Origin of the sequence: Motilimonas pumila (assembly GCF_003596335.1) — a bacterium.
Lineage (GTDB): Bacteria > Pseudomonadota > Gammaproteobacteria > Enterobacterales > CBDFNC01 > Motilimonas > Motilimonas pumila.
In genome coordinates, this window is sequence record NZ_QZCH01000071.1 from 1 (window position 1) to 2,830 (window position 2,830).

The window sequence follows — 2,830 nt, forward strand, 5'->3', positions numbered from 1 at the left end:
GACGCGACGTTTGCCGTGAACCAAGGCTATCGCCTCTGGCCGCTGCGCGGCTTGTTGGTCGACCAAGTCGCTGAACATTTGCGAGCTTTGGTATGCTGCACTAGTAGGGTTAAAACTCGCCAAGCTATCTAACTGAGCTTGTGGTAAAGGCGCGTAACTGGCTGCTGAGCTATCCATCTGTGCAAATAGTTGCTGACAATGGTGCACAAATAGCTGTGCTACTTGCTCAATAAAGTCGCCTTCAAAGCGTGATGCATCATAAGCAAAATCCACGTGTAATTGCGTTGACGGGAAAATGGCTAAAGTCAGCGGGTAATGGGTTTGCTCTTGACTTGAGGGCTCACCAATTTGTAAATCATTTGGCCCTGCTGCTAGTTGAGAGAAATCCATTGGGTAGTTTTCAAATACCATTAAGGTATCGAACAGCGAGTTACTGCCCCAGTTCGCAAGAGCCTGAATCTCCGCCAGAGAGACAAAATCGTGCTCGCGCTGGGCAACACCTTGCTGTTGTATTTGTTGCAACCAATTAACCCAACCTTCGCTTTGGGATTGGTTAACAACCATAGGCAAGGTATTAATAAATAGCCCCACCATGTTATTCGCTTGTTCGAGGGCCGGCGGTCTGCCCGCTACCGTATTAGCAAACACAACTTGAGGTTGATTGAGCAATTGCCCCAAGGTTTTTACCCAAGCGCCTTGCATCAAGGTGTTAAGGGTTAAATGGTGCTGTTTTAAACCTTGATTAAAAGCCGCTAACTCAGTTTCAGAAAACACCACTTTATGCCGTTGCTGCCCGTGCTTATTGGTTTGGCTGCCACGCTCTTCCGCCAATAAAGAAGGCGCTTTTATTTGGCTGACGTAGCCTTGCCAATATTCCAAGCTATGGGCCATATCTTGCTGCTCAAGCCACTTTAAATATTCAGCGTACTGCACCGCAGAAGGCAAGCTTTGTTGGTGGTAACTCCGCAGAAGTTCGCCAAATAATACACCACTACTCCAGCCATCCATTAAGACATGATGTAAGGTAAATACGCACGCATAGTCGTCGGCGCTTAACTGCGCTAAATCGACTCGCCATAACGGCCCTTGGTAGAGGTCAAAACCATCGCTAACACGACGTTGTTTGAGCTTTTCTAAGCGCTCGTTAGGGTCGCCTTGGGTATCGTCGCTTGGCGCGGTGAAGTCATGTTGTTGCCATGGCAATGACAGCTCTTTGGCAATCACCACCCGCTCGCTGCCAAGCAGCGCAGCAAAATATGCACGCAAAGTATCATGGCGGGTTAATAGTGTTTGCCAGGCTTGTTGTAAACGCACAGGATCAAGCTGTGTCATCGGCAAGCACACTTGGTTGATGTAGTTGCTTCCCTGGCGAAGCTGAGAATGAAATACTAAGCCTTGCTGCAACGCGGTGGCAGGTAAAATATCACTCACATTTTGGTCGAGTTTATCTAACTCCGCCTGAGAGACCTCTGCCATCACATCTTCAGGGGTGACAATGGCAGGGTTAAGCGCCATAAAGTTATCTATTTCGGCCAAAGACTCGGTAAACTGACTGCTGAAACTGTCGGCCTCTAAATCAGAAAAACACGTCGCGGCAAACTCAAACTCAACCTTTAATTGCCCTTGCTCAAGAGCCGCGTTCACCACCACTGCAGCATCCGCTACGATAGTGTCGTCGCGCCATAGGCCAGAGTCTAACAATTGCCAATTAGAGTGTGCCGGTACTTGACCCAGGAAGTTAAATAAACAGTCTTTAGCACTCTGTATAACACCGTGTTGCAGCTGCTGAGCACTGTATGCAATCCCGCCCAACTCAACCGCGCGTGATTTAGCCTTAAGCTCTTTCACTTGCAGTGCTAGGCTCGTTTGACTTGCAAATGTTAATGGGTATGCCGAGGTAAACCAGCCCGTCGTTTGCGATAGGTCTAAATCAAACGACTCGCCAAAGCGACCATGGCTTTCTTTGTAAATGGTACAATGCGACTGACCAGAGCGGTTGAATAAGGTCTCGGTCACAGCCAACAGTAACAACTCTTCTAAAGTCAAACGGGCATAGGTTTGACTTTGCGCTTGCCAGCTCGCCACTTGCACTGCGTCAAAACTGACTTGGCGCGTTAATATTTGCTGACCTAAAGCTTGATTGAACAAGGGTGAATGAGACGACTGAGATAACCAAGCGGGCGCTGTTACTGACCATTGAGATAACGCGTTTTGCCAATCATTAAGGGTATGTGTTTTTCGAGGAAAAGCGACCTTAGTGCCTGCTTTTATTTGTTGATAGCAGGTTTGTAGATCCGCCAAAATAATGCGCCAAGAGTACGCGTCGACCACCATATGGTGAGCAACCAGTGTGATCATAGCAGCGTTATCATAAACTTGACTATTTTCTTGATATAACACGGCTAAAGTACACGCCAATGTTAGGTCTACCTGCCGATTTAAATGGTCTAAATCCGCCTCTGGGTGGATGCTAAAATAAAAATTTCCTTGCTCTGGTGCAACGTAATAAATCTGACCGTTTGACTGTTGCTGCATCCGTAAGCTGTCATGGTGTTTTACGACAAGGGCAATAGCCTGCTGCAATGCTTGACTATCAAGGGCTTGAGGTAAGGAAAATTGTAAATATTGATTGGCGTTGGCAACGCCGTATTGGCGACTAAACACTTGCTGCAAAGGCAGCAATAAAGCCTCACCAATTAAAGGCTTTTGATCGGCTTTAATAAATTGACTCTGCTCCATTTGCTGTGCAAGCAGAGATAACACAGGCGCGTCAAACACCTTCTTTGGCGTTAAATTAAACCCGCTTTGCTTCACCCTGCTCACTAACTGC

The 2,830-nt window shown here is 47.3% G+C and carries 1 protein-coding gene; it reads right to left on the reverse strand.

Translation table 11 applies throughout. The annotated features are described in order from the left end of the window. A partial coding sequence (locus D1Z90_RS20290; RefSeq protein WP_198419278.1) for a condensation domain-containing protein occupies positions 1-2,830 on the reverse strand: 2,830 nt, incomplete at both ends.